The organism is Janthinobacterium sp. UMAB-56, from assembly GCF_900095265.1.
GTDB lineage: Bacteria > Pseudomonadota > Gammaproteobacteria > Burkholderiales > Burkholderiaceae_D > Janthinobacterium.
Genome location: NZ_LT607665.1, coordinates 114,886 through 141,874 on the forward strand (window position 1 = coordinate 114,886; position 26,989 = coordinate 141,874).

The 26,989-nt window shown below is 60.8% G+C and carries 24 protein-coding genes; 13 read left to right on the top strand and 11 right to left on the bottom strand.

Translation table 11 applies throughout. The features are described 5' to 3' along the window. Positions 1-6: 6 nt before the first annotated feature. From K0F85_RS22350 to K0F85_RS22360, 3 genes are read right to left on the bottom strand one after another with little or no spacing between them, the layout of a single operon-like run. Positions 7-954, bottom strand: a complete 948-nt coding sequence (locus K0F85_RS22350; RefSeq protein ID WP_219118122.1) for a FecR domain-containing protein — start codon at positions 952-954, stop codon at positions 7-9. Next, positions 947-1,504, bottom strand: coding sequence for an RNA polymerase sigma factor (locus K0F85_RS22355; protein WP_219118123.1), 558 nt, complete (start codon positions 1,502-1,504; stop codon positions 947-949). Before K0F85_RS22355 ends, K0F85_RS22350 begins: the two co-directional genes overlap by 8 nt. 2 nt (positions 1,505-1,506) lie before the next feature. Then, a complete protein-coding gene (locus tag K0F85_RS22360) occupies positions 1,507-2,238 on the bottom strand; it encodes a secretin and TonB N-terminal domain-containing protein (protein ID WP_219118124.1) in 732 nt (243 codons plus the stop codon). 195 nt (positions 2,239-2,433) lie between these two features. On the opposite strand from K0F85_RS22360, the gene K0F85_RS22365 reads away from it, so the two are divergent. From K0F85_RS22365 to K0F85_RS22385, 5 genes are all read left to right on the top strand, one after another. Beyond that, positions 2,434-2,799, top strand: coding sequence for a hypothetical protein (locus tag K0F85_RS22365; RefSeq protein ID WP_219118125.1), 366 nt, complete (start codon positions 2,434-2,436; stop codon positions 2,797-2,799). A 94-nt stretch (positions 2,800-2,893) separates the two neighbouring features. After that, positions 2,894-5,242, top strand: a complete 2,349-nt coding sequence (locus K0F85_RS22370) for a Tex family protein (RefSeq protein WP_219118126.1) — start codon at positions 2,894-2,896, stop codon at positions 5,240-5,242. An 18-nt stretch (positions 5,243-5,260) separates the two neighbouring features. Beyond that, positions 5,261-5,764 (top strand): GNAT family N-acetyltransferase, encoded by a 504-nt coding sequence (locus K0F85_RS22375; protein WP_219118127.1) that lies wholly within the window; start codon positions 5,261-5,263, stop codon positions 5,762-5,764. 73 nt (positions 5,765-5,837) lie between these two features. Next, positions 5,838-6,149 carry a Grx4 family monothiol glutaredoxin gene (gene grxD / locus K0F85_RS22380; RefSeq protein WP_010402157.1) on the top strand — a complete coding sequence of 104 codons (312 nt, stop codon included), beginning with the start codon at positions 5,838-5,840 and terminating at the stop codon, positions 6,147-6,149. Further along, positions 6,142-6,753 carry a UbiX family flavin prenyltransferase gene (locus tag K0F85_RS22385; protein WP_219118128.1) on the top strand — a complete coding sequence of 204 codons (612 nt, stop codon included), beginning with the start codon at positions 6,142-6,144 and terminating at the stop codon, positions 6,751-6,753. Before grxD ends, K0F85_RS22385 begins: the two co-directional genes overlap by 8 nt. A 135-nt stretch (positions 6,754-6,888) precedes the next feature. On the opposite strand, the gene K0F85_RS22390 is transcribed toward K0F85_RS22385, so the two are convergent. After that, positions 6,889-7,215 (bottom strand): hypothetical protein, encoded by a 327-nt coding sequence (locus K0F85_RS22390; protein ID WP_219118151.1) that lies wholly within the window; start codon positions 7,213-7,215, stop codon positions 6,889-6,891. An 89-nt stretch (positions 7,216-7,304) separates the two neighbouring features. Beyond that, positions 7,305-7,712, bottom strand: coding sequence for a hypothetical protein (locus K0F85_RS22395; RefSeq protein ID WP_034753756.1), 408 nt, complete (start codon positions 7,710-7,712; stop codon positions 7,305-7,307). A 690-nt stretch (positions 7,713-8,402) separates the two neighbouring features. Here K0F85_RS22395 and K0F85_RS22400 point away from each other — a divergent pair. The 6 genes from K0F85_RS22400 (at position 8,403) to K0F85_RS22425 (ending at position 15,092) form a co-directional block, all read left to right on the top strand. Next, positions 8,403-8,807: a MerR family DNA-binding transcriptional regulator gene (locus K0F85_RS22400; RefSeq protein ID WP_219118148.1), complete on the top strand. Its 405-nt coding sequence runs from the start codon at positions 8,403-8,405 to the stop codon at positions 8,805-8,807. A 142-nt stretch (positions 8,808-8,949) separates the two neighbouring features. Further along, the gene (locus tag K0F85_RS22405) at positions 8,950-10,134 is read left to right on the top strand and encodes an isovaleryl-CoA dehydrogenase (RefSeq protein WP_219118129.1); all 1,185 of its coding nucleotides are present in this window, start codon (positions 8,950-8,952) and stop codon (positions 10,132-10,134) included. A gap of 53 nt (positions 10,135-10,187) precedes the next feature. Then, positions 10,188-11,990 carry a bifunctional isocitrate dehydrogenase kinase/phosphatase gene (aceK, locus tag K0F85_RS22410; RefSeq protein WP_219118130.1) on the top strand — a complete coding sequence of 601 codons (1,803 nt, stop codon included), beginning with the start codon at positions 10,188-10,190 and terminating at the stop codon, positions 11,988-11,990. Then, positions 11,983-13,179: an acetyl-CoA C-acyltransferase gene (locus K0F85_RS22415; protein WP_219118131.1), complete on the top strand. Its 1,197-nt coding sequence runs from the start codon at positions 11,983-11,985 to the stop codon at positions 13,177-13,179. Before aceK ends, K0F85_RS22415 begins: the two co-directional genes overlap by 8 nt. Before the next feature lie 76 nt (positions 13,180-13,255). Next, positions 13,256-13,924 (top strand): SDR family oxidoreductase, encoded by a 669-nt coding sequence (locus K0F85_RS22420; protein ID WP_219118132.1) that lies wholly within the window; start codon positions 13,256-13,258, stop codon positions 13,922-13,924. Between the two features lie 40 nt (positions 13,925-13,964). Further along, positions 13,965-15,092, top strand: coding sequence for an acyl-CoA dehydrogenase family protein (locus tag K0F85_RS22425; RefSeq protein WP_219118133.1), 1,128 nt, complete (start codon positions 13,965-13,967; stop codon positions 15,090-15,092). Between the two features lie 421 nt (positions 15,093-15,513). Here K0F85_RS22425 and K0F85_RS22430 read toward each other — a convergent pair whose 3' ends face one another. From K0F85_RS22430 to K0F85_RS22445, 4 genes are all read right to left on the bottom strand, one after another. Next, complete coding sequence (locus K0F85_RS22430) at positions 15,514-16,407, bottom strand: YihY/virulence factor BrkB family protein (RefSeq protein WP_219118134.1); 894 nt, start codon at positions 16,405-16,407, stop codon at positions 15,514-15,516. Between the two features lie 88 nt (positions 16,408-16,495). Then, positions 16,496-17,575 (bottom strand): LD-carboxypeptidase, encoded by a 1,080-nt coding sequence (locus K0F85_RS22435; protein ID WP_219118135.1) that lies wholly within the window; start codon positions 17,573-17,575, stop codon positions 16,496-16,498. Positions 17,576-17,664: 89 nt separating this feature from the next. Next, positions 17,665-20,418 carry a TonB-dependent receptor gene (locus K0F85_RS22440; RefSeq protein WP_257572972.1) on the bottom strand — a complete coding sequence of 918 codons (2,754 nt, stop codon included), beginning with the start codon at positions 20,416-20,418 and terminating at the stop codon, positions 17,665-17,667. Between the two features lie 217 nt (positions 20,419-20,635). Continuing rightward, on the bottom strand, positions 20,636-22,444 hold the full coding sequence (locus tag K0F85_RS22445) for an ABC transporter substrate-binding protein (protein ID WP_374198780.1): 1,809 nt from the start codon (positions 22,442-22,444) through the stop codon (positions 20,636-20,638). 217 nt (positions 22,445-22,661) lie between these two features. Here K0F85_RS22445 and K0F85_RS22450 point away from each other — a divergent pair, with 217 nt between their 5' ends. Then, positions 22,662-23,900, top strand: coding sequence for a nucleoside recognition domain-containing protein (locus K0F85_RS22450; RefSeq protein ID WP_219118137.1), 1,239 nt, complete (start codon positions 22,662-22,664; stop codon positions 23,898-23,900). A gap of 8 nt (positions 23,901-23,908) precedes the next feature. Next, positions 23,909-25,411, top strand: coding sequence for a D-alanyl-D-alanine carboxypeptidase/D-alanyl-D-alanine-endopeptidase (gene dacB, locus K0F85_RS22455; protein WP_219118138.1), 1,503 nt, complete (start codon positions 23,909-23,911; stop codon positions 25,409-25,411). Positions 25,412-25,426: 15 nt separating this feature from the next. Here dacB and K0F85_RS22460 read toward each other — a convergent pair whose 3' ends face one another. Together K0F85_RS22460 and K0F85_RS22465 are read right to left on the bottom strand one after the other, a co-directional pair. Then, positions 25,427-26,278, bottom strand: a complete 852-nt coding sequence (locus K0F85_RS22460) for a CPBP family intramembrane glutamic endopeptidase (protein ID WP_257572973.1) — start codon at positions 26,276-26,278, stop codon at positions 25,427-25,429. 18 nt (positions 26,279-26,296) lie between these two features. After that, on the bottom strand, positions 26,297-26,770 hold the full coding sequence (locus K0F85_RS22465; RefSeq protein ID WP_219118139.1) for a MarR family winged helix-turn-helix transcriptional regulator: 474 nt from the start codon (positions 26,768-26,770) through the stop codon (positions 26,297-26,299). Positions 26,771-26,989 lie beyond the last annotated feature (219 nt).

The following is a 26,989-nucleotide window of genomic DNA, read 5'->3' on the forward strand; positions in this document are numbered from 1 at the left end:
GCATCGCTAGCCAAACAGCACGATGCCGCCCGGCAAGCGCGTCACGCGCGCGCCATACGCATCCTGGATCAGGGCGATCACATCATCGAGGCGGTCGAGCGAAAAGCTCGCTTGCACGCGCGCCTGTTGCAAGGCCTCGCCATGGAGGATCAGCTTGCCGGGACGGTAGCGGTTCACCTCGTCCACCACCTCGGCCAGGGTGCTTTGCTTGAACACCAGCAGGCGCTGGCGCCAGGCGCTGACGTCGCCCTTCGCCACGGCACGCACGAGGCCGAAATGCTCGGGCCGATAGCGCAGCTGCTGGCCAGCTGCCAGTTCCGCATCGTTGCCGGCCTGCGCCACGCGCAAACGGCCCGCCAGGCACGTCACGCACACTTCCTGGCCGAACAGCCGGATATTGAAGCGCGCGCTGCCGGCCGACACCGTGCCATCGCCGGCCTGCACGCGCACGCGCGCCGCGCCGCCGAGGCCGGCCTGGAATTCCGCTTCGCCCGCCAGCAGCACCAGCGCTGCGGCGCCATCCTGCAACGGTGCCGCATCGAGGCGCGTCTGCGTATTCATCTGCACCAGCACGCCGCCATCGAGGGCCACTTCGCGCTGCTCGCCCGTGCCGGTAGCGTAATCGGCACCCAGGCCCGCCACGACCGGCCACAGGTCGGTGGGCGGGCGCAGCACCAGCAAGCCCAGCGAGGCGGCCACGCCGGCGCCCAGCCAGGCGCGCCGCGCCATGTTCACGGGCGCCTGGGCCCGCTTGACGGCGCGCGCGGCCGGCGCCATCGCGCTCCACACGGCGCGCGCCTCGGCAAACGCCGTCGCATGCCGGCGGCTGCGCGCGCACCAGTGGCGAAACACTTGCGCATCGCGCTCGCTGACCTGGCCCGAGGCCAGGCGCACGACCCACGCCTGCGCTTCTTTCTGGATGACACCCATGTCGTCTTCCGCTTGTTCAATCATGATGTTTAGACGTTTTTCCCGCGCCGGGACCGAAGCGCTGGATGAAATCGCGTCCCATGCGTTCGCAGCAATGCTCCAGGCCGGCGCGCAATTCTTTCTCGACCGTGCGGGCGGAAATGCCGAAGCGCTCGGCGATGTCGCGGTGCGGCAGTTGATCGACGCGGGCGGCGATGACGATGGCGCGCCGGCGCTTCGGCAGCTCCTGCAAGGCCCGTTCCAGTTCTTCCAGTTCGGCGCGCGCGCTGAAGGTGCGGGCCGGGTCGGCCAATTCATCGGCCATCTCGTACAAATCGTCGATATCCGGCAGGCTGAGCAAACGCGCATTGTCGCGGCGTTGATCTTCCGCAATGTTGATGGCGATACGCATCAGATATGCGGACGGGTAGCTGATCGCCTCAGGCACGTTCATGCGTTCGACCCGCAAATACGTTTCATGCAGCGCGTCATTGGCCAGGTCTTCCGAGCCCAGGCGGCGCTGCAGGTGGCGGCGAAACTGGCCGTAGCGTTCCAGGAACAGCTTGCGCAAGGTGGTTTTCAGCAAGTCCGGCATCGTCAGGGCGCCCCGGCCAAGGTGAGGTAGGGCGCGCAGTCGGCGTCTGGGTCGGGCCGCGGCGTCAGCAGTATCGTCAGCGGCTGCGGCAAGCCGGCCGGTGGCGCGCCATCCATCAGCAGGCTGCGCAGGCGCTGCAGGACGGCGTGGTCGCGCTGCGCCACGCCGCTCGGTTCCAGCACGTGCACGGCACGCACCCTGCCCCGCTCATCGAGCCACAGCTGGAAGGCCAGACGGTAGCGGCCGAAGGCGTCCGGATGCAAGCGGCACAGGGCGCGCGTGAGCGAGCGCTGCAGGATGGCCGCATAGCCTTGCAACGGTGGCGCGGCAGGGACGGCCTCGGCCGGCACAGGCGCCGACGCCACCGGTGCGTCAGCCAGCGCCAGCAAGGTAAACGCCCTGCTGCCGCTGAAACGTGCGCCCAGCTGCGTGCCGGCCAGCAAACGCTGCAGTGCTTCGGCCGGCGTGTAATCGCCGCGCACGGACGCAGCCACGCGCCCCGCAGCCAGGGTGCTGCTGACCAGCACGGAATACCCGGTCGCTTCGCCAAACGCCACCAGGGCAGTATCGAGCGGCTGGGCGGGCAAGTCGAAGCGCAGGGTCGCGTGCACGGTGGCATCAGCATCGTCCGCGCCCGCAGCCGGCCGCACGAATGTCATCAATGTCATCAACGTCATCAGCAAGCAGGCGGACAGGGCATTGCCCGTTGCGGCGCGGCGGTGGCTTAGTGTCATTTTCCAGGGGAAGCAGCTAAAAATCCTGCTCATGAAGTGTCTTGACTGCAATATTTCAAGCAGAATGGCAAGATGGTAGCTTCATAAAATGACAACTGCATGACATTGGTCACAAAGCGACCGGGCTTAGGTGTCATCACTGCGACATATGATTTTGCTATGCTGAGCGCTTATTCCATCGCTCCGGGAGCCGCCATGCCACGCCTGTTATCGCTGTTGCTGCTGGCCTGTGCCGCCCTGCCCGCGCAGGCGGACGAGCACACCGTCGTCGTGAAGGCCGCCGCGCCGGAAAAGGGTTGCGTGGAAGTGGAAGTGCATGGCCAGCGCGCGCAATCGATGTCTTGCTTGAGTGAAAAGTTATTGCCGAATAGCAACACGATAAAGCGGCCACCGCCCCCCCTGTCCGGCGCGGAAGCGGCCGTGCAGCGGCCGTCGAACCAGCTGGGCCTGTACAACCGCGCCGCCCTCGAACACCGCATGGGCAATGCCTTCGGCAAATCCGTCACGCCGCAGAGGCCGGCGCCGGCGCCGCCCGCCAGCCCACTGCTGCCGCCCCGTTGACGCGGCCGTCAACGCACAGTCCATTTGCGCTGTCAAGATTGCGCAATCGCGCCGATTGCGTATCATTCCAGGCTTGATCGCTCTGGAAACAACCATGCTGCCCACTATCGAACAACGCCTTGCCCTTGAACTTGCCGCCAAACCGGTGCAGGTTGCCGCCGCCATCGAACTGCTCGACGAAGGCGCCACCGTGCCCTTCATCGCCCGTTACCGCAAGGAAGCGACCGGCGGCCTCGACGATATCCAGCTGCGCCTGCTCGAAGAGCGCTTGCGCTACCTGCGCGAACTGGAAGAGCGGCGCGCCGCCATCGTGGCCTCGATCACGGAACAGAACAAGATGACGCCGGAATTACTCGACGCCGTCATGCACGCGGAAGACAAGACGCGCCTGGAAGATTTGTATCTGCCGTACAAGCAGAAGCGCCGCACGAAGGCGCAGATCGCCATCGAAGCGGGACTGATGCCGCTGGCAGACGGCTTGCTGGACAATCCTGAACTGACGCCGGAAATGGAAGCGGGCAAGTTCCTGCGCGACGCATTTACGAGTGCCGACGGCAACAACCCGGGCGTGGCGGACACCAAGGCGGCCCTCGATGGCGCGCGCCAGATTTTGATGGAGCGTTTCGCCGAAGACGCGACCTTGCTGCAAACCTTGCGCGAATACGTGCAGGAACACGGCATCGTCGAATCGAAAGTGGTGGAAGGCAAGCAGGACGAAGGCGAAAAATTTGCCGATTATTTCGACTACTCGGAAACCATTTCGACTGTGCCATCGCACCGCGCGCTGGCACTGCTGCGCGGCCGCCGCGAGGGCATACTCGACGTCAGCCTGCGCCTGGACACGGAAGCGGAAAAGCCGAAATGGGATGCGCCGCACAATCCGTGCGAAGGCCGCATCGCCGCCCGCTTCGGCATCAAGCAACAAGGCCGCCCGGCCGACAAATGGTTGCTTGACACGGCGCGCTGGACCTGGCGCGTGAAAAGCTTCATGCACCTGGAAACGGAACTGATGGGCGCGCTGCGCGAACGCTCGGAACTCGACGCCATCAACGTCTTCGCCACCAATTTGAAAGCGCTGCTGCTGGCCGCGCCGGCCGGCCAGCGCGCCACCATGGGCCTCGATCCTGGCCTGCGCACGGGCGTGAAAGTGGCCGTGGTCGATGCCACCGGTAAAGTCGTCGACACGGCCGTGATCTACCCGCACCAGCCAAAGAATGACTGGGATGGTTCCTTGCACACGCTGGGCCGTCTTGCCGCCAAGCACAATGTATCCTTGATTTCGATTGGCAACGGCACCGCCTCGCGCGAGACGGACAAGCTGGCGCAGGACCTGATCAAGCAGCACCCGGAAGCGAAGATGACGAAGATCGTCGTCTCGGAAGCGGGCGCGTCGGTGTATTCCGCCTCCGAATTCGCCTCGAAAGAGTTGCCGGACATGGATGTGTCGCTGCGCGGCGCCGTGTCGATTGCGCGCCGCCTGCAAGACCCGCTGGCCGAACTGGTCAAGATTGACCCGAAATCGATCGGCGTGGGCCAGTACCAGCATGACGTGAGTCAAAGCCAGCTGGCCCGCTCGCTCGATGCCGTGGTGGAAGATTGCGTAAACGCCGTCGGCGTGGATGTGAACACGGCCTCGGCGCCCCTGCTGGCGCGCGTTTCCGGCCTGTCAGCCAGCGTGGCGCAAAGCATCGTCAGCTACCGCGACATGAAGGGTGCATTCACTTCGCGCGCGGCCTTGAAGGCCGTGCCGCGCCTGGGCGATAAAACGTTCGAGCAAGCGGCCGGCTTCTTGCGCGTGATGGGCGGCGAGAATCCGCTGGATGCCTCGGCCGTCCATCCGGAATCGTACCCGCTGGTGGAAAAGATTTTGGCGGACATCAAGAAGGATATCCAGGCCGTCATCGGCGAAATGGCCTTGCTGAAAACCCTCAGCCCGGCGAAGTATGCGGATGAAACGTTTGGCGTGCCGACCATTTCCGACATCTTGAAGGAACTGGAAAAACCTGGACGCGATCCGCGTCCGGAATTTAGCACCGCCACCTTCAAGGAAGGCGTGGAAGAAATCCGCGACTTGCGCCCGGACATGATTTTAGAGGGCGTGGTCACCAACGTGGCCGCCTTTGGCGCCTTCGTCGACATCGGCGTACACCAGGATGGCCTCGTGCATATCTCGGCACTGTCGAACACCTTTGTGAAAGACCCGCACACGGTGGTCAAAGCTGGCCAGGTCGTGCGCGTCAAGGTGCTGGAAGTCGATGAGAAGCGCAAGCGCATCGCGCTGACCATGCGCCTGACGGACAGCGCGCCACAGGCGGGCAGCAAGCCGGAGCAGAAGGGCGACCGCAACGACCGCCGCAGCATGGCGCAGCACCAGTCGCAGTCGCGCAACGCACCCGAGCCGGCCGGCAGCATGGCGGCCGCCTTCGCCAAGCTGCGCGGTTAAGCAAGCGCCAGGTACGGCGTGGAAGCTATCGTCATTGTGGCCGTGGACGCCACCAGCGCCGGGGCGCAGTTACTGCTCGATGCATTGTCGGACGTGCTGCTGCACCTCAATGGCGATAGCGGCCGCGCCTCCTTCGATGCCGAAGCAGCAACGCCGCGCGGCGGCTTTTACCTGGCACGCGACGGTGCTGGAAACTTGCTGGGTTGCGCCGCCCTGCGGCCGCTGGGCGAGCCGGACAGCGCCATCGGCGAACTCAAGCGCATGTATGCACGTCCGGGCAGCATCGGAGTGGGCGCAGCCCTGCTGGCCCATGTGGAGGCGCAGGCGCGTGCACATGGCTACCAGGCCGTGCACCTGTCCACGCGGGTGGCAAATAGTCGCGCTGTGGCGTTTTATGCCAGACACGGCTATGTGCCCGTTGCGGCCTGGGGTAAATACGTGGGCGCAGCGCAATCCGTCTGCCTGGGCAGGCAGTTATCAATAGCAACGAGCCTCAACGTGGCTGACTTGCCCGATTTATGACTTGAGCACATACCCGTGCCGGCGTTTTCTTATAAAATGACGGCATCTATTTATTTACCCATCAGAGGCAGCTATGAGCGACGTACAAACCTGGATCAAAGAAACCGTGACAAGCACGCCAGTCGTGCTGTTCATGAAGGGCACGGCCCAGTTCCCGCAATGCGGCTTTTCCGGCCGCGCCATCCAGATCCTGAAAGCGTGCGGCGTGGAAAACATCGCGACAGTCAATGTGCTGGACGACCCGGAAGTACGCCAGGGCATCAAGGATTACTCGAACTGGCCTACCATTCCGCAGCTGTATGTCAAAGGCGAGTTCATCGGTGGTTCCGATATCATGAATGAAATGTTTGAATCGGGCGAACTGAAGTCCCTGCTCGATGCCTGATCACCAGCAGCGGCCGCGCCGTATCGTCGTGGCCATCACGGGCGCCACGGGCGCCGTGTATGGCTTGCGGCTGCTGCAATTGCTAGGCGCCATCCCCGGCGTCGAAACGCATCTGGTCTTGTCGGATGCGGCCGTACTGACCCTGCACCAGGAAACGGGCGTGGGGCGCAAGGCTATCGAAGCGCAGGCGCACGTGGTACACAAGCTGCGCGACATCGGCGCGAGTATCGCCAGTGGCTCGTTTCAATCGGACGGCATGGTCGTTGCGCCGTGCTCGATGAAAACGCTGGCGGCCGTGGCGCATGGCTTGTCGGATAATTTGATCACGCGGGCAGCCGATGTGGTGCTCAAGGAGCGCCGCCGCCTGATTTTGATGGTGCGCGAAACGCCGTTCAACCTGGCGCACCTGCGCAATATGACTGCCGTGACCGAAATGGGCGGCATTATCTTCCCGCCCTTACCCAGCTTTTATCACCACCCGCAGAATATTGCGGAGATGGTCGACCATACGGTGGCGCGCGTCATCGACCTGCTCGGCATCGAGCACGCCCTGGCACCGCGGTGGAGTGGTTTAAAGCCCATTGGCGACACCCCTATCGTCTAGTTGGTATCACGATACCTGACAAAAGCGTAGCAAGCGGCAGCGATTTGTGGCTGAGAAGCGCAAGCGTGCTGTCGCACGGTGAGCATCGCAGACCGCCTATGCCGATGTGCAGCGGCTTTGCTCAGGCACCCACCACTAGCGTTTTTCGAATTGACTGGCGCTGGCGCGCTTCAAATCCCTGGCCTCTTCAACCATCCTGCGGTGGGCGATCCGTTTGCGCATCACTTCCGCATGTTGCGCGGCAGTCATGGGTGGCACGGTCATCAAGTCCTTCAGCTGCGCGGTATTGCTGTAGTTACTTTTCATAAGACGGCTCAAATGCTCGGCTCCGTAGTGGATGAACTGGCTGCTTCTGATGTGATTATGCGCTGGTATTGGCCGCTGCGCCGCTGCGTACGGCATTATTGTCAAATAATTCCGCTGCAGCGCAACATGCGAGATCTTATTGTGCGGCAAAATCATGTCTCCAGTATGACTCTGCGCAAATAAAAGGACAGGGGGAGCACCGCCAGCGAAAAGCGGACGGCGCTGGCCTGGGAAGGCCTGGATGCTTACTTTTGGTAGTTGACTCTGACCAGCATGCGAATAAATTCACGCGCGATTTGACGATGATGTTCATCTAATCTTTGCAAATCGGCAATCAATTTCACATCAGCGGACTCAAAACGCGATAAAGCGCTGCCCGCTTCGCCATTTGGCGTAGCGCTTTCCGGACCGCCAAAACGCAACCATTCCGCCGGAACGCCCAACCATTGGGCAATCATGCGCAATTTCTCTTGCGTGGGAATTGCTTCACCTACTAACCATTTCCTAGCTGCATGCACGGTAATCGGGCGCCCGTCGAAACGGATGTTGAATTCCCGGGCCAGTCTGGTCGGGCTGTCTGGAGAATAATGGGCGTTTTTGAGAGCCAACTGAAGTCGCTGGCTGAAGCTTTCGCGTTCGTTAGAAGAATTCATAGGTGTACTATTTCATGTTGTAACATGAAAGTCAGTTTCTTGAATGACCATACAGATTGTTACATTTGAAAAGAGTATTAATTAACAATTAACACTCCGGCCGGACTTTTCAAGTCAAAAAGTGGGCCGAATTTTCTCTTGCGATTCTGTCTGGCTTCGGGTCAAATTCGCGGCTAGCCTTGATTTTCGCACTGCAGCACGATTCAAAGCCTCGGTTTGGCATTACAACGTACGGTATCGGATAATGCCCTCCTCTACCGATACGCGCAATGCCCATGTCATACAATTTCTTGTAGACAAAGTTTTCAGAAGGGCCATTTTGTTTTCAAGATAGAAACAATCTGCACAGCGTGTTCATAGTAGAACGTTGTTTTTTGATTGTCTCTACTGGAAAGAATTTGTGCCCAAAAATTTTACTGCCATCGCAGCGAAAAGAATGTCGCAGTTATGCCAGGAAAGCTCTTTTTGGTGTCATCTTGGCCACCAACTCTCGATCTTAAGCGCGTTTGCGCAAGAAGAATCAATTTATTTTCAGCAATTGTTGCCTTATTCGCCAAATCCTCCTGTTCACGCCCGCTTTTTGTTGCAGCACGCGCAGGGCACGTTACAATAGAATTGACGTTGCCACCCCATGCCTCGCAGCACCCATCCAGCTACCTACCACCCATGCAACTGACACCGCCCGCAGCAATGACGACCTATACCATCACCGAACTGGCGCGGGAATTCGACATCACGGCGCGCGCCATCCGCTTCTATGAAGACCAGGGTTTGCTCAGCCCGAAACGTGAAGGCGCCGGTGGGCGCAGCCGCGTCTACACGCCGCGCGACCGCACCCGTTTGAAGCTGACCCTGCGCGGCAAGCGCCTGGGCCTGGCACTGTCGGAGATCAAGAGCCTGGTCGACATGTACGAGTCGCCGAAGGACACGCGCGCGCAGATGGACCGCTTCCTGGGCGTGCTGGCGCAACACCGCCAGACGCTGGAGCAGCAGCGCATCGATATTGAAATGGCACTGGCGGAAATCAGCGCACATGAAGACGCGTGCGCGCGCATGCTGGCGGACTTGAAATTGGACAAGGTGCCAACAAACTGAGGGGCCACGCGGCAGGTGCTGGGCGCACGCGCATCGCTGGCCGCGCTTCACTTTACGTTTACGTAAACGTCACAACTGAGTATCATAGCTTCACTGACCCGGCACCCATGACCGCCAAACTTATAACGACGACGAGGACGACATGCTCCATCTCCCAGGCTTGACCTTTGACCACGGCGACGACATCGCCTCGCTGCGCGAAGCGATCCAACAATTTGCTGCCGCCGAAATCGCGCCGCGCGCGGCTGAGATCGACCGCAGCGACCAGTTCCCCATGGACCTGTGGCGCAAGATGGGCGACATGGGCTTGCTCGGCATCACCGTCAGCGAAGAATACGGTGGCGCCGGCATGGGCTACCTGGCGCATATCATCGCCATGGAAGAAATCTCGCGCGCCTCGGCTTCCGTCGGCCTGTCGTATGGCGCCCACTCGAACCTGTGCGTGAACCAGATCAAGCGCAACGGCACGGCCGAGCAAAAGGCCAAGTACCTGCCGAAACTGATCACGGGCGAGCATATCGGCGCCCTGGCCATGTCGGAACCGAACGCCGGCTCGGACGTCGTCAGCATGAAGCTGCGCGCCGACTTCAAGGGCGACCGCTGGGTCTTGAACGGCACCAAGATGTGGATCACCAATGGTCCTGACGCCGACGTGCTGGTGGTGTACGCGAAAAACGACCTGGAAGCGGGTGCGCGCGGCATGACGGCTTTCCTGATCGAAAAGAATTTCAAGGGCTTTTCCATCGCGCAAAAGCTCGACAAGCTGGGCATGCGCGGTTCCCACACGGGCGAGTTGGTGTTCCAGGATTGCGAAGTGCCGGCCGAAAACGTGCTGGGCGGCCTGGGCAAGGGCGTCAATGTGCTGATGTCGGGCCTCGATTTCGAGCGCACCGTGCTGTCCGGCGGTCCGCTGGGCATCATGCAGGCGTGCATGGACCTGGTCGTGCCCTACGTACATGAGCGCAAGCAATTCGGCCAGGCCATCGGCGAATTCCAATTGATGCAAGGCAAACTGGCCGATATGTATTCGACCATGATGGCCTGCAAGGCCTATGTGTATGCCGTGGGCCAGGCTTGTGACCGCGCCACCACGCCGGAAGCCGTGCGCCAGTTGCGCAAGGATGCGGCCGGCGCCATTCTGTATAGTGCGGAGAAGGCGACCTGGATGGCGGGCGAAGCGATCCAGGCCCTGGGCGGCAACGGCTACATCAACGAGTATCCGGCCGGCCGCCTGTGGCGCGATGCCAAGCTGTACGAAATCGGCGCCGGGACCAGCGAAATCCGCCGCATGCTGATAGGCCGCGAACTGTTTGCGGAAACCAAGTAAGCACGGGCGCGCGGCGATCGACTGGGTGATGAGCCATTCATGCGAGCACAACTATGACGCAAATTGCCTTCCCCAAATTGCTCTCTTCCCAGATTGCATTCGATATCGCGCGCACCATCCGCGACGGCTTTGACAAGCACTACCGCCTGTTCCGCGAAACAAGCCAGCATGCCAAGCGGTATTTCGAGCAAGGCGCCTGGAGCGCGGCACAGACGGCGGCCCGCGAGCGCATCGATTTTTATGACAAGCGCGTGCAGGAATGCGTGCAGATGCTCGAAGATGAGTACGAAGAGTCGGAGTTGAGCGACGAAGTGTGGCGCGAACTCAAGCTGCATTACATCGGCATGCTGACGGAACACAAGCAGCCGGAACTGGCGGAAACCTTCTTCAATTCCGTCTGCTGCAACATATTGCACCGCACGTATTTCAATAACGACTATATTTTCGTGCGCCCCGTTGTTTCCACGGAATACATCGACACGCAAGACCCGGTGCCCACCTACCGCGTGTATTACCCCGGCCAGAACGGTTTGCGCCACACCCTGGCGCAGATGCTGAGCCACTTCCAGCTGGACTGCGAATTTGCCAACCTCGAGCGTGACGTGGCCCAGGTGGAAGCGCGCCTACACCTGCTGTTCGGCGGCGACCGGCTGGAGCCGAACCACCAGCTCCAGGTTTTGACCAGTTTGTTCTACCGCAACAAGGGCGCTTATCTGGTCGGCAAGGGCATCAACGGCAACCGCGAATACCCGTTCGTCGTGCCCATCCTGCACAACCGTCACGGCAAGCTGGTGCTCGACACGGTGCTGTTCGAGCAGCAGCAGATCGCCGTGCTGTTTTCGTTTACGCGCGCCTATTTCCTGGTCGATATGGAAGTGCCGTCGGCCTATGTGCAATTCCTGCGCAGCTTGCTGCCGCGCAAACCACGCAGCGAAATCTATACGATACTGGGCTTGCAAAAACAGGGCAAGACGCTGTTTTACCGCGACTACCTGCAGCACTTGAAACATTCCTCGGATCACTTCGAAAGCGCGCCCGGCATCCGCGGCCTGGTGATGCTGGTGTTTGCCTTGCCGTCGTTTCCGTATGTCTTCAAGGTCATCAAGGATTTTTTCCCGCCGCCCAAGGAAACCACGCGTGCGCAAGTCCAGCAAAAGTACTTGCTGGTGAAACACCACGACCGGGTGGGCCGCATGGCCGACACCCTCGAGTATTCCAACGTGGCCTTTCCCCGCGCCCGTTTTGCCGCGGAACTGCTGGCCGAGCTCAAGCAGTTCGCCCCCTCGCTGATCGAAGAAGACCGGGAGCAGATCATCATCCGCCACCTGTACATCGAGCGGCGCATGGTGCCGCTGAACATGTGGCTGAGCAATGCCGAGAAGGAAGGCCGCGATGACCTGGTCGAACACGCCATCGTCGAGTACGGTAACGCCATCAAGGAGTTGGTGGCGGCGAATATTTTCCCCGGCGACATGCTGTATAAAAACTTTGGCGTGACCCGTCATCAGCGGGTCGTATTTTACGATTACGATGAAATCGAGTACATCACCGATTGCCAGTTCCGCGTCATTCCCCAGGCGCGCACGGAGGAGGAGGAAATGTCGGCCGAACCGTGGTATCCCATCGGCAAGCACGATGTGTTTCCCGAACAATTCGGCACCTTCCTGCTGGGTAATCCCCGCATCCGCCACTATTTCATGCAGCACCATGCCGACCTGCTGACGGCGCAATACTGGCAGGCGCGCAAGCAGCGCATCATGGACGGCCATATCGAGGACGTCTTTCCGTATCCGCAGCATCTGCGTTTTTGTAAGCAAGCACCTTTCCACCCCCAACCGGAGATCCAACATGAATGATCCAGTCGTAATCGTCGGTGCCGCACGCACCCCCATGGGCGCCTTCCAGGGCGATTTTGCCAACGTCACCGCCAGCGACCTGGGCGCCGTGGCCATCCGCGCCGCCGTCGAACGGGCAGGCGTGGCGCCGGACGCCGTTGAACACGTGTTTTTCGGCAATTGCCTGATGGCCGGCCAGGGCCAGGCGCCTGCCCGCCAAGCCTTGCGCAAGGCTGGCTTGCCCGATTCCACGGGCGCCGTGACACTGTCGAAAATGTGCGGCTCGGCCATGCAAACGACCATGTTCGCGCATGACACCTTGCTCGCCGGCAGCGCCGACGTGGTGGTCGCAGGCGGCATGGAATCGATGACCAACGCCCCCTACCTGGTGCCGAAGGCACGCGGCGGCTACCGCATCGGCCACGGCATGATCTATGACCACATGATGATGGATGGCCTGGAAGACGCCTACAGCCGCGATGAAAAGGGCAATGCCCGCTCGATGGGCACGTTTGCCGAAGAGTGCGCGAGTCAGTACGGCTTCACGCGCGAAGCGCAAGATGCGTTTGCCATCGAATCCGTCAAGCGCGCGCAAGCGGCCACCAAGGATGGCAGTTTCGCATGGGAAATCGTGCCCGTGACGGTTACCGGCCGGGGCGGCGACACCATCGTCAGCATCGATGAAGGCCCGCAAAAGGCCCGCCTGGAAAAAATCCCGACCTTGAAAGCCGCCTTCAAGAAAGATGGCACCATCACGGCCGCCTCGTCTTCGTCGATCAACGATGGCGCGGCGGCCCTGGTGCTGATGCGCGAATCGACAGCGAAAAAACTCGGCTGCACCGTCATCGCAAAAATCCACGGCCACGCCACGCACGCACAGGCGCCGAACGAATTCACCAAGGCGCCCATCGGCGCCATCAAGAAGCTGTACGCCAAGACCGGCTGGAGCAGCAGCAAGGTGGACTTGTTCGAGATCAATGAAGCGTTCGCTGCGGTGCCGATGGCCGCCATGCATGACCTCGACATTGCGCACAGCAAGATCAACATCCACGGCGGCGCATGCGCGCTGGGCCACCCGATCGGCGCCTCGGGCGCGCGCATCATCGTCACCCTGCTGGGCGCCTTGAAAAAAACCGGCGGCAAGCGCGGCGTGGCGGCCCTGTGCATCGGCGGCGGCGAAGCGACGGCGATGGCGATCGAACTGGTATAAGCTGCACTGAAGCACGGGCGCGCACGGCCATCCTTGCCAGCTGCGCGCCCTTTCATTCATTCCAGGGAGAAAACACATGCCTACCGCATTGATCATCGGCGCCTCGCGCGGCATCGGCCACGAAATCGTCCGTCAATACCGCCACGCTGGCTGGAGAGTGATCGCCACGGCGCGCACGCCGGACGCTTGCGATACCCTCCGGCAACTGGGAGCAGAAGCGTACCAGCTCGACGTGACGGATGTGGAAGGCTGTGCCGCCATGGGCTGGAAACTCGACGATGAAAAGCTCGATGTAGCCATCCTCAACGCGGGCGTGTACGGCCCCCGTCACGACGGCTCCCCCACGCAAGAAGATTTCGATACCGTCATGCACACGAACGTCCTGGCGGCCATGCGGCTGCTGCCCATATTGGCGCCGCTGGTAGCGAATGCCAAGGGGAAACTGGCCGTGCTGTCCTCGCACATGGGCTCCTTGAGCGAACGCGGCAACCCCAGCGGTTCGCTGTACCGCGCCAGCAAGGCCGCCTTGAATTCCGTGCTGATCGACACGGCCCTCGTGCATGGCCCGCAAGGCGTCAGCTGCGTGGCCTTCCACCCGGGCTGGGTGCGCACGGACATGGGCGGCGCCGGCGCCGATATTTCGCCAGAGGAAAGCGCTGCCGGCATCCGCGCCACCCTGTCCAGCCTGCCGGCCACGGACAAGGCCGTGTTCCGCAACTACGATGGCAAGCCCATCGCCTGGTAATTCCCTGAATCCAATATAAAAATAGACGAGACGACGTCCCATGATACTCAATGAAGAACAGACCATGATCCAGGAAGCGCTGCGCAGTTTCTCGCGCGAGCGCCTGGCGCCCAACGCGGCCCGCTGGGACAAGGAACATCATTTCCCGAAAGAAGAGCTGCAGGAACTGGCCGCCCTGGGCGCCTTTGGCGTGGCCGTGCCGGAAGCGCTGGGCGGCGCCGGCCTCGACTACGTGTCGCTGGCCCTGGTACTGGAAGAAATCGCCGCCGGTGATGGCGGCACCTCGACCATCATTTCCGTGAACAATTGCCCCGTGTGCAGCATCGCCATGATGTACGCCAACGATGCACAAAAGGAACAGTGGCTGCGGCCGCTGGCGCAAGGCGCCATGCTGGGGGCGTTTTGCCTGACGGAGCCGCACACGGGCAGCGACGCGTCTGCCCTGCGCACCACCGCCACCCGCGACGGCAATGAGTACGTCATCAACGGCACGAAGCAATTCATTACCAGCGGCAAGTATGCGGACGTGGCCATCGTCATGGCCGTGACGGACAAGGCGGCTGGCAAGCGCGGCATCAGCGCCTTCTGGGTGCCAACGAACACGCCTGGCTACATCGTGGCGGGACTGGAACAGAAGATGGGGCAGCACTCGTCGGACACGGCGCAAATCCTGTTCGACAACTGCCGCATCCCGGCGGAAAACTTAATAGGCGAAGAAGGACAAGGCTACAAGATCGCCCTGTCCGGCCTGGAAGGCGGACGCATCGGCATCGCTTCGCAAGCCGTGGGCATGGCGCGCGCCGCGTATGAGGCGGCCTTGAGCTATGCGCGCGAACGCGAAAGTTTCGGCAAACCCATCTATGAACACCAGGCCGTGCAATTCCGCCTGGCCGACATGGCCACGCAAATCGAAGCGGCGCGCCAGCTGATACGCCACGCAGCGGCGATGAAGGATGCGGGCCTGCCATGCCTGAAGGAGGCGGCCATGGCCAAGTTGTTTGCGTCGGAAATGGCGGAAAAAGTGTGCTCGGAGGCCATCCAGGTGCACGGCGGCTATGGTTATGTATCCGACTTCCCCGTCGAGCGCATCTACCGCGACGTGCGCGTGTGCCAGATTTACGAGGGCACCAGCGATATCCAGAAAATTTTGATTGCGCGGGCTTTGTAGACCCAAGGAAAAGGCTGGGGTCAGCCCCCCACATGCGTTAGCGTTGAGCTTTGCGTTAGCGGTATTGTGGGTCTGACCCCATGCGCCAACGATGGACGAAAAAAAAGCCTACTCAGGGTAGGCTTCGTTCCAATGTATTACCAATGCTTTAATCGTGTCATGGACGCCAGTGCTATCTGCAAAGTGCCTCCTGATTTTCGGACTCCCATGCTATCTGCATGGTGACTCCAAGTGTAAATCGACCAACGTATCCGGAATTACAAAATCCACTCTTCGCACTGTCACGCCATCGACATTACACTTGTCGGTCGCCGCGCTGGAACTGGATGGTGAGATAATTTGCTGCCAAATCTCAATCACTGAACGGAGTATAGCACAGCTTTTTGTGCGGTGCAATAATGAATTGAAGCCATACTTTAAATCAAGTCCTTAGCGCCAGCGGCTTGTCCTCTTCGCCGCCACGGGCCACTCTTTCGTATTCAGAAATCACTTGCGCCCCCAGAAGCAGCAGGGTGGCGCCGATTTCCAGGCTGAACATGACGACGATGGCCGTCGTCATCGAGCCATACACGACATTGACCTGCGACAAGGTGGAAAAATACCAGACCAGCACGTGACGGGCGATTTCCCACAGCAGGGCCGCCGTCACGCCGCCGATCAGCGCATGCGTAATCGATAGTCTTCCCACCGGCATGACCAGGTAGATCGAGGTGAGCACCAGGATTTCACCCGCCAGCCCCAGCAAATACAGCAACACGCCTGACACGCCTTCCAGGCCCCAGTCGTGGCGCAGGAAGCGCACGCTTTCCTCGCCCATCACCTGCAAGCCGCCCGCTACCAGGGTAATGAGCAGGATGCCCGCGCCCAGGCACAGGATGTAGCAGTAAGGCAGCACGGCGGAAATGAGGAAATGGCGGCGGCGGATGGCCACGCGGTGAATGAAAATCACGCTCATGGCGTTTTCCAGCACGGTAAACGCCAGCGAGCTGAAAAACAGCATGGTCAGCAACAGCAACCAGCCGATCACGCCCCGGTTATTGAGGAAATGCGCGACTTCGGCGACGATGGCTTTCGATTGCCCTGGCACCAGCCATTCCAGGTAATGGCCGATGGTCCGCAACAGCTCGTCTTCTGCGATCACGTGCGACAGGGCCACCACCACCAGCATCAGCAGGGGCACGATGGAGAGCAGCGAGTAGTACGCGACGGCGCCCGCCAGCAACAAGCCCTGGTTGGCACGGAAACCCTTCAGCACCTGCAGCGCGAAGGCCAGCGGATGGCTGAGGATATAAGTACTGGCGTGGCGCTGGATCATGGCGGGACGAGGTAAGAGACGCGGCGCAGCCTCGTGGCGCGCCTGCAATCACACTAGCATACCGACATTCGCCCTGCTGCACCGTACGCTAGCAGACGGCCGGCTCCAGCAAGGTCAAGGTTTGCCGGTCTGCGTCCAGGGTCGCCAATATGCCCATCGGGATGGTGAACTGGTGGCGGATGTGCCCAAACGAGTAGCCACTGACGGCCGGCACCTTCAATGGTTGCAAATGCTGGTCCAGCGTCGCATCCAGGGTCAGCGCAGTATCGCCCTCGGCCGCCTCGCAATGCTCGAAAATGCCCAGCATCAGCGCCGCCGCCTTGTTGAAGCCCACGGACAAGTCGAGCTGGCACAACATCCTGTCTATGCGGTAGGGCACTTCGTTGATTTCTTCGAGAAACAAAATATGCTCGCGGAAATCGGCCGCGTACGGCGTGCCAGCCAGCGCGCTGACCATGCACAGGTTACCGCCCGTCAAGCGTCCCGTCGCCTGGCCGCCATGCACGGTGCGGATGGCGAAGTTCGACTGCGTCTGCGCGCGGCGATGGTTGTCCAGCGCCATCGGGATCGTGTAACTGTCTTGCGGCGTCATCAGCACATTGCGCAGCTGCGTCACCGTATAGTCGGAAAACGTGGACGAGGCCACGGGACCGTGAAAAGTCACCAGTCCCGTCTGGTGGCCGATGGCCAGGTGCAGGGCCGTGATGTCGGAATAGCCGATCAGCACTTTCGGATTGCGCCGGATCAAGGCGTAGTCGAGCAGCGCCAGCAGCGAGATGCAGCCGGAGCCGCCGCGGATGGCCCAGATCGCCTTAACCTCGGGGTCGGCGAAGGCCGCGTGCAGATCGTCGAGACGCTGCTGCACCGTGCCCGCATAGTTGCCGTGCACGGCACGGATGTTGGCGCCCAGGCTGGCGCGCAAGCCCAGCGATTCGATATTGCGCACAGCCTTGACGATGGCCTCTTCATCCGTAAAGCCACCCGGTGCGATGATGGCGACCAGGTCGCCGTCGCGCAGGCGCGCCGGTTTGATCAATGCGTGTTGCTGTTGCATGCGTTTGCCCTTCCCTTGCGCGGCCGCCGCCCACGCCGGTGCGCCTGCCGCCCCCAGAGTGACGGCCAGCACGCCGCCGAAACGGCGCCGGCTGAGATTGGTCTGACTGGACATGCGGCCCTTTCCTGGAATAAAAACGGCGACGCCAGGCGCCGCCGCACGAGAGTAGCATGCCGGCGCATACCGCCGCCGGCCATGCCGCCTTACATGAACTTGTACTTCAGCTGGAACGACAGCGCACGACCACGCGGGTCCGCCACGCGCGGATCCCAGCCGGCGCCGACGACATCGTCGACGTTGTGGGCCGTGAACGGCGGATCGCGGTCAAACAGGTTCTGGATGCCCACCGTCACGGTGGTATTCTTGAAGCCCGTGTACGTGCCCGACAAGCTGTACGTGGTATAGCTGCTGACCTTGGGATTGAAACCGGCCGGGTAAGGCTGCGCGCCGCCATTCGGTACCTGGTCCTTGTAGCCCGAACTATATTTCTGCGTCAGCAAGCCGCTCCAGTCGCCTCGTGCCAGGCTGAACGACGCATTGTGCTTCCAGCGCAGGTACAGATCACGCGTATAGAAATTGCCCACGTACTCCTTGTATTCCTGGCCGGCGATCTCGGCGAACTTGAAGCTCTGTGTCCAGGTGCCATCGAGGGCGGCATTCCATTTGTAACCCTGGGTATTGCCTTCGCCACGCAAGCTCAGGTCGGCGCCACGCGTGCGCGAACCGGCCGCATTGATCCAGCCCGCCTGCACATACGCAATGGTGTCATCCGGGTTGCGAATGATGTATTGCGGCAGCAAGGTGGCATTCTGCAACACGATGGTGGCAGAACGATTCAGGATGCGGTCCTTGGAATTGATGGCCCAGTAGTCGAGCGAGGCCGAATAACCTTTGACCGGCTCGATTACCATGCCCAGGCTGCCTTGCTTCGAGGTTTCCGGTTTCAAGTTCGTATTCCCACCCGAAAAATAATTCAGGCGCGAGGGGGCGCAGAATGCCGGGTCGCCAGGATGGCGTGCGCAACCAACTGTATCGATCACACCGCTCGACAATTCCTGGTATAGCTGGCCGGAATACAATTGCGTGAAGCTGGGTGCCAGGAAACCTTTATTCGCCGAACCGCGGAATAGCAGCCACGACGTCGGCTGGTAGCGGAACGACACCTTGGGGTTGGTCGACGCGCCCACCAGGCTGTAGTCATCACGGCGCAGCGCCAACTGCATTTCCAGGTCCTTGATGATCGGCACCAGCAATTCCGCATACACGGCCTTGACATTGCGCGAGGCCTTCTCAAGCGCCGCATTGCCTGGCGACAAGTACACGGTCGCGGCGTCAATATCTTGCCCGAAGGCATAGCTTTCGCGGCGCAAGTCAAAGCCCACGGCAGCCGACATGGCGCCGGCCGGCAATTGCAGCACTTCCCCGGAAATGGAACCGTCGACCGAGGTCAGGGTCGTCTTGCCGTGCTGGAAGTCGCCACGGAACATGGTCGACTCGATCAAGGCCTTGGCGGCTTCACTCTGGGTCTGGCCCCCACCCACCCACGGGTTGATGATGCCGCTGGCCAGCGCCGGGAACAGCTTGCTCGTATAGGCATAGCCATCCGTCAGCTTGGTATTCGTCTTGCTTTGCGCATGCGATACGCCCGCCTTGTAATCCCATTGACCTACCGTGCCTTCGAAACCGACCAGCAGGCGCAAGTTGTCGGTGGTGTTTTCCTGGGTGCGGTTGCCGAAATCGTTGGCCCGCCATTTATAGGAAATCGGCTTGGTCTTGTCGAAGGTGGCAATATACGCGGACAAGTCCTGGTAATACGCGCCCCCCACCGGGTACAAGCCGCCATTGGCCGCCGTTGCCTGGATCTGCATCGGCGTGAATTCGGCCGTGGCCTTGGTGCGCGAACCGAGCAGTTCGACAAACATGGTGTGGTCCTGCGCCAGCTTGAAGCTGCCGCGACTGAGCAAGTTGACGCGTTCGACGGGGAAGGAAATCACATAGTCGCCGCCGTAATCATAGGCGCAGGAATACGTGGTGCGCAGCGGCGAGGTCACCTTCGACCACAGAGCGGTCTGGTATTGCGACATGCCGGGGACGCTGTCGCACTTGCCCTGGAAGCTCAGGGGATTGGCTTGCAGGTATTTATTCGTATCGCCAGGTACACTGAATGACGTGCCCAGCGCCGTACCGGCGCCCGTCAGCTGGTTGGCAAACGGCGTGCCTGTGGTATCGGGCGACAGGCCACGTCCAGGCTGGAAGCCGTTGGCAAACTTGCGCTGAGTCGAGCTGAGCTTGTCGTTATTGTCGACCGTCAAGCTCATCATGATGTTGTAGCGGTCTTCTTCCAGATTACCGTGGCCGGCCAGCAAGGAAGCGCGGCGGTTCATGCCGCCTCCGGCTTGCGTGGAATTGGTGGTGGCCGACGCTTCGACGCCGTTGTAATTGGTTTTCAGGATGAAGTTGATCACGCCGCCGATGGCATCCGTGCCGTAGATGGCCGAGGCACCATCCTTGAGGATTTCCACGCGGGAAATAGCACCCATGGGTATCGAGTTCAAATCGACCGCCTTGCCGCTGGCGCCATGCGTGGCGATGCGGCGGCCATTGAGCAAGACCAGGGTACTGTTCGGCCCCAGGCCGCGCAGCGAGGCAAACGACGCGCCGCCACTGACCCTGTCCGCATCGGCGCCAAACACGTTATTGCCCGACGTCATATTGTCGGCACCCGTACCATTCGACGAAATGGTCGACAACAATTGTTCGGCGCTGGTAATGCCTTGTTTTTCGATTTGATCGTAGGTAATCACCTGCACCGGCAACGCGCCTTCCTTGGCGATACGCTTGATGCTGCTGCCCGTCACTTCGACCCGTTGCATCGCTGGCGCCGCCGCTTCCTGTGCCAAGACCGGCCCCGCCACCCCCATCAATGCCACCAACTGCGCTAGTTTCTTCAATTTCACAGGTCTTCTCCTTGTTGGGCAATCGAAACTTGAGTTATCAAGTCAGGCTGTATAGTCATATCGCGGCGTCTGTCTCGCAGTACATTTTTTTATGACGTTTGCGCATGACTTTATTTGTTTTCATTTTCAGAGTAGCGCGATGCAAGCAAGCCCAGCCAATGAAAAATGCTTTCCTAACCATAACTTTATGGAATGAATGCCCTCTTCGACTGCGTGCTCACTTGCCTGCGGGGCGGCCCTTGGCGGGATCGACGTCCAGATAACGCCAGGACGTGAATTCCACGGGGTGGCGCCTGTAGTTTTTTAGCCACGGTTGCTGCAGGTCGGCAGAGATGGGATGCGTCAGCAACACCCACGGCGTGTAGGCGTGGATCAGCTGAAACAGGTCGAAGTACAGACTGCGTCGGCGCGGCGTATCGGATAGCAAGTGCGCCTCCTCATAGCGTTTATTGTAATCGGGCAAGTTGAAGCGGGCATAGTTGGCGCGGCCAACGTTGCCGCCGTACAACAATTGCATAAAGTTATCGCCATCGGGAAAGTCGGCGATCCAGTTGGTCTCGAACATCTGCACCTTGCCCAGGCGCGACGCCTTGATGATTTCCGTCTTCTTGTCGCTTTTGAATTCCACGCGCAGGCCGATGGCGTTCAGATTGCGGCGCCACAGTTCATCGCGCAAGCGCCCCACCGTGCTCGGCTCCGTGTGCATGGTCAGGATCAAGGGCGTGCCGTCCGGCTGGGTGCGGAAACCATCCCGACCCGCCTTGTAGCCGAAGCGCTCCAGCAGGGCGCGCGCCAGCACCGGATCGTAGCCGACGGGGCTGCGGTAGTGCTTGTCATAACCGAGCACGTTGGGCGGCAGCGGCGACTGGGCCGGCAAGGCCAGCCCCTTCTTCAACAGCGCGATGTCTTCGCGGCTGTTGTAGCTGAGGGCGATGGCGCGCCGCAGGGCCAGCTTGTGCTTGCTCGTGCCGCCCAGCACGGGGTCGTCCATATTCATCCACATGTAATACGTCTGCAGCACGGGAAAGCGCGTCAACTGCAAGCCCTTGGCGGCCAGCGCTGGCTTCAGCCCGCCGTTTTCCAGCACCATGTCCGTCATCGATTCCGGTACTTGCTCCAGGTAATCAAATTCGCCTTTCAAAAAACCCAGCATGCGCGATTGATACTCTTCGACGATACGCACCTCGATACGTTCGACCAGCGGCAGGCGCTGGCCTTCCAGCGCGGTGGCGATGGCGCGCGCATCCAGCGGCAAGGCGGCCAGCGCCTTGGCATCCGTATGGAACACGGTGGCACGGAAAGCCGGATTGGCTTGCAGCACGATCTTGTCGCTGCGTTTCCACTCCTTCACCAGGAACGGCCCCGTGCCCACGGGATGATTGCCGATCTGCCCCGGTGCCGGGTACGCTTCGGCCACTTCGCGCGCCACCACGCCGGTGGCCGGCATGGCCAGGTAAAACAGGAAGTTCGGATCGACGCCGTTCAGGCGGATGCGCAGGGTGTATTTGTCCAGCGCCTGCAAGCCGGCAATCGGCGTGTCGTAGCTGAATGTTGTTTTCAGGGCCGCATCGCCCACCAGTTTGTCTTCCAGCAAGAACAACCACGGCGACTTCAGGCTGGGGTCATACAGCCGCGTCAGGCTGTAGACATAATCCTGCGCCGTCACTTCGCGCGGCTGGCCCTTGAAAGCGGGATCGGGGGTGAAGAAAATGCCGGGCTGCAGGTGAAAGATATACGTGCGCCCGCCATCTTCCACAGTCGGCATGCCGCGCGCCGTATTGCCCTGCAGCTGCACCGGGCGCGCCAGGTAGTCATAGCGCAGCAAGGGGTCAAAAATGTTTTCCATCAAGTTCAGGCTGGCCAGGTCGGATGCCACGGCCGGGTCCAGGCCCGTCTCGCTGGTGCTGAGGAACAGGTGCAGGGTCTTGCCCGCTCTCGCAGCAACATCGCTGGCGGCGTGGGCCGGTACAGTGAAAAGCGTCAACAGGGCCAGGCCAGCGGCGCAGGCGGTTTTGCGTAACAACATCATCAGTGATCCAGTGCAGACAGGGGTAACAAACAAACGTAGAGAACAGGCATCACCGAGACTACTCGGGCAAAGTACGGGGCGCCAATGAAAACAGGCTGCCAGCTTATAACTTTTTGGCATGCGATTGCTGCATTCTTTCATCAACGCGTATCGGGCTGCCTCTATACTTTGTTTGCAGACATTTTTCACTCCCGACACACAGAACTGATCGCATATGGCACTTAATTACATCTGGTCCGGCTTTTTCCTCGTTGGCTTCCTGGCCGCAGTGCTGCAGTGGCTGTTTCTCGGCGATACCGATATCTTCAAGCGCATCATCGACGGCACGTTCGAAACGGCGCGCATGGGCGTGATGGATATCGCCCTGCCGCTGGCGGGCGTGATGACCTTGTGGCTCGGCATCATGAATATCGGTGAAAAGGCCGGCATCGTCGGCTGGCTGGCGAAAGTGATCGCGCCCTTCTTTTCACGCATCTTTCCGGAAATTCCCAAGGACCATCCCGCGACCGGCCACATGGTGATGAATTTCTCGGCCAACCTGCTGGGCCTGGACAATGCGGCCACGCCCTTCGGCTTGAAGGCCATGGAAAGCCTGCAAACCTTGAACCCGAACAAGGAAGAGGCGACGAATGCGCAAATCATGTTTCTGGTGCTGCACACCTCGGGCCTGACCCTGATTCCGCTGGCCATCATGGCGCAGCGCTCCATCCTCGGCGCGGCCGACCCGTCCGACATCTTTATTCCCTGCATGATCGCCACCTATGTCGCCACCATGGTCGGCATCATTACGGTATCGATCAAGCAACGCATCAACCTGCTCAACCGTGTAGTGCTGGGCTGGATGGGCGGCATGACGAGCGCCATCGTGGCCATGATCTGGTACTTCACGCAATACCTGACGAAACAGGAAATCGAGCTGGTCTCCAAGGTGGTCAGCAACCTGGTGTTGATCAGCGTTATCGCCATCTTCATCATCGGCGCCCTGCGCAAGAAGGTCAACGTGTATGACGCCTTCATCGAGGGAGCAAAAGGCGGCATCCAGACGTCGATCACCGTGATCCCCTACCTGGTCGGCATGCTGGTGGCCATCAGCGTGATCCGCAACGCGGGCGTGTTCAATTTCCTGATGAGCGGGATGAACTGGTTCTTCGCCAACCTGGGCATCAATACGGACTTCGTGCCCGCCTTGCCGACGGCCATGATGAAACCGCTCAGCGGCTCTGGTTCGAAAGCGATGATGATCGACGCCATGAATACCTACGGCGTCGATTCCTTCGTCGGCCGCCTGGCCTGCGTCTTCCAGGGCTCGGCCGACACCACTTTCTATATCGTGGCCCTGTATTTCGGCTCGGTGGGCATCCGCAAGACGCGCTATGCCATCACCGCCGGCCTCATCGCCGATCTGGCTGGCGTGATCGCCGCCGTCTTTGTCGCCTACGTCTTTTTCCATTAAGGAGCACCATGTTACGTCCTGTTCTGATGGCCGCGCTGTTGGCTGGTCTTGGCCTGTCGAATGCACAGGCGCAATTGCCCGAATCGGTCAGCCTGCTGCTGCGCAGCGCGAATATCCCCGAAGACGCCATGGGCGCCATCGTCATGCGCGGCAACACCACCGTGCTGTCGCATGGCGCGGAACGCAGCATGCAGCCGGCGTCCACCATGAAGCTGGTGACGACGGCCGTGGGCCTGGAACAGCTGGGCCCCACCTTTCGCGGCCGCACGGAACTGCGCACCAGCGCCGACGTCATCAATGGCGTGCTGAAGGGCGACTTGATCCTGCGCGGCGGCGCCGACACGGATTTCAACGCCGATGTGCTGGCGCACATGCTGCAAACCCTGCGCAACCAGGGCATTGTGAAAATCAAAGGCGACCTGATCCTCGACCGCCAGTTATTCCAGCCGGCCCGGCCCGATATCGGCGCGCTGCCCTTCGATGAGTCGGCAGAGTTCCGCTACAACGTCATCCCCGATGCGTTATTGCTGAATACCAATTTGCTCGATATCAACATCAGTGCGACGGAGCGGCAATTGAGCTTGCAGATGCTACCGCCGCTCGAGAATGTCAGCATCACGAGCGACATGAAGCTGGTCAAGGGTAGTTGCGCCAAATGGGAAGATGGCTGGCGCCCGCCCGAATACCGGCGCGATGCGGGCGGCAAGCTGCAGGTGATACTGCACGGCACCTTCCCGAAAAATTGCAGCAAGGCCACCAGCATCAATGTGCTGGATCGCAACGATTATGCGGACCGCTTGTTCCGCACCACCTGGAAACGCCTGGGCGGCACGCTCACGGGCACGGTGCGCGAAGCACCGTTTACGGGCTTGCCGCCGACGGCCGAGCCAGTCGGCACGCGCATGCTGGCCGACCACGTCGCGCGCGCCTTGCCGGAGGTGCTGCGCGATATCAACAAGACGTCCGATAACACCCTGGCCCGCACCCTGTTCCTGAGCCTGGGCAGTTTGCAAAGCGATGGCTGGCTGGGCAGCCGCCCCGTTGCCATGGCGGCGCCGGAAGATACGGCCAGCCGGGCCCGGCAAGTCATCCAGGACTGGTTCCAGCGACACCATATCGACACCCAGGGCATGCTGATTGACAACGGTTCCGGCCTGTCGCGCACGGGGCGCATTGCGCCAGCGCAAATGGCCGGCGTCTTGCAAGCGATGCAGCAAAGCCCATGGGCACCCGAGTTCCAGTCCAGCCTGCCTATCGTGGCGCTGGACGGCACCATGCGCAAGCGCCTGTTGAACAGCCCGGCCGCCGCGCGCGCGCGCATCAAGACGGGAACGTTGAAGAATGTCGTGGCCATCGCCGGCTATGTGCCCGATGCCACTAACCAGCTATGCGTGGTGGTTGCCATGATCAATAGCGACCTGGTGGCTAACGGTAATGGCCGCGCCGCCGTCGATGCACTGATCGAGTGGGTCGCCAGGAGCGGCACCCCGCCGGTGGTGGCTGGCCAATAAGAGCGGTGCAGCCGCCTAGCGTGGTGCGCTGGCGAAAGCCCGGCGCAACACGTACGCGGCGACAGCACTGATCAGCAAGACAGTCACCAGCGAAGCTTCCACACCAAAGGCACCGCCAGTGAACATGGCGTTGCCGGACAGTTCGCCGCGCAGCAGGCCATCCGTCGCTGCATGGCCCGACACCGTCGAAGAGAATACCTGGCTGACACAGTAATTCCAGCCGACATGCGTGCCGATGCAAACCCACAGCCGGCGCGTCTGCATGTACAGCGCAGCCTGCAGCACGCCATAGGCCGCAATCGCAAGGATTGCCAGCAGCGAAAAGCCGGCATTGGGCAAATGGGCCAGGGCGAACACCAGGGATGAAATCACGATGGCCACCTTGTTGCCCAGCGCACGTGCCGTCACGCCGAACAGGATGCCGCGAAACATCATCTCCTCGGCCATGCCGACCAGCACCAGTTCAGCCAGCGGGAACAGCAACAGGACGCTCAAGGCGTTAACACCGCTAAACTGATACACGCCCAGCGCAGCGAGCACGCTAAATGTGAAGGCGACCAGGCCGGCACCGAGCAACAGTCCACCTCCCAGTTCGCGCGCCATGCCCGGCATGGCCAGTTCGGCCGGCTGGCGTTTTTCGATGTGACGCACATAGAAACGATAGCCACACCACACCAGTAGCGCCGCCAGCAGCTGTGGCCACAGGATGCGATATGGCTTTGCCACCAGTTGGGAAGCGATGCCCATCACCAACGGTACCGCAGCAAAGGTCAGCACCATGCCGAGCACAATCTGCACCAGGGGATAGGCCATCACGCGCGCCAGGGGGGATTTTTTCGGTGTCATGCTCAGGGTGTTGTCCATCATCGCTTTCCTCGTAGGTTGTCAGGGCGTGGCTGTTACTTTCTTGCTTGCATCGTCAATCCGCTCACCAAAGGAGCGCTGCTCCAGAACCGTGATGGCTTGCGCCAGGCAAGCCGACAGGGGAAATGCCAGTTCCGCATCCAGACTGTCGGCCGCACTCTTGGTCGCCTGCCAGCAAGTCTGCAAGCGGGGCAGCAATGCCTCCCCCTGGCTGCTCAGGCATACCACACGCTGCCGGCCATCCTCGCCACCGGCGACCACCAGCAGCAAGCCTTCCTTTTTCATCAGGGCCACCGTTTGCGTGACGGCTGGCTGCGTGATACCTGCCAGCTGGGCCAGCTGGCCGATGGTCGCGCTCGGCTGTTGCGCCAGCACCCGCATCACCGGCGTGTAGCGCGGTCGGTAATCGAGGCCCGCATCTGCGTAGGCTTGCAGGACGGCGCCGTCGAGCAGTTCGATTAGGTGACGTAGTTGTGTTCCGAGTCCTTGTTTCATCTGGAGATAGTAGCAGCATTTATATAAGCACTTATATAAATATTGAAAGCTGTTGCATTTTATGCACAGAGCATCAGGCGAGGGCCAGAAAGCGGGAGGGGAATAGAAAGGAATCAGCAGACGAAAAAAAACCCCACCGGAGCCCGGTGGGGTTTTCTTCTACTGCGAATAACAAGCCTGACGATAACCTACTTTCACACTGGTTGCAGCACTATCATC